This window comes from Vogesella mureinivorans (genome assembly GCF_007644035.1).
GTDB classification, from domain to species: Bacteria; Pseudomonadota; Gammaproteobacteria; order Burkholderiales; family Chromobacteriaceae; genus Vogesella; species Vogesella mureinivorans.
Genome location: NZ_VMTV02000602.1, coordinates 1 through 561, shown reverse-complemented (window position 1 = coordinate 561; position 561 = coordinate 1). Strand labels below are relative to the sequence as shown.

Annotated in this window: 1 protein-coding gene; it reads right to left on the bottom strand. The window is 68.6% G+C overall.

Annotation, left to right across the window (positions count from 1 at the left end):
* On the bottom strand, nucleotides 1-561 hold a 561-nt coding region (locus FLQ44_RS16470; protein ID WP_240801313.1), incomplete at both ends, for an alanine--tRNA ligase-related protein.

The following is a 561-nucleotide window of genomic DNA, read 5'->3' as shown; positions in this document are numbered from 1 at the left end:
GCCCTGGTCCAGCGTCTCCGCGAAGCGCTCTTCCTCGGCGCGCAGCGCGGCTTCAACCGTCGCCTGCTTCTCGCGCAGTTCGGGGTAGGCCTCGCCCATCTGCTCGACCAGTGCGGCCACCATCTTGTGGAAGAAGCTGCCGCGCACGCCCAGCATCCAGCCGTGGCGGAGCGCGCGGCGGATGATCCGTCGCAGCACGTAGCCGCGGCCTTCGTTGCTGGGCAGCACGCCGTCGACGATCAGGAAGCTGCAGGCGCGGATGTGGTCGGCGATCACGCGCAGCGACTTGTTCTCGAGGTCCTGCGTGTTCGTGAGCTCGGCGGCGCGGCGGATCAGGGCCTGGAATAGGTCGATCTCGTAGTTGGAATGCACGTGCTGCAGCACCGCGGCCAGACGCTCCAGGCCCATGCCGGTGTCGACGCAGGGCGCCGGCAGCGGTACGAGGGTCCCGTCGGGCTGGCGGTCGAACTGCATGAAGACGTTGTTCCAGATCTCGATGAATCGGTCGCCGTCCTCATCGGGGCTGCCCGGAGGGCCGCCAGCGATGTGCGCGCCGTGGTC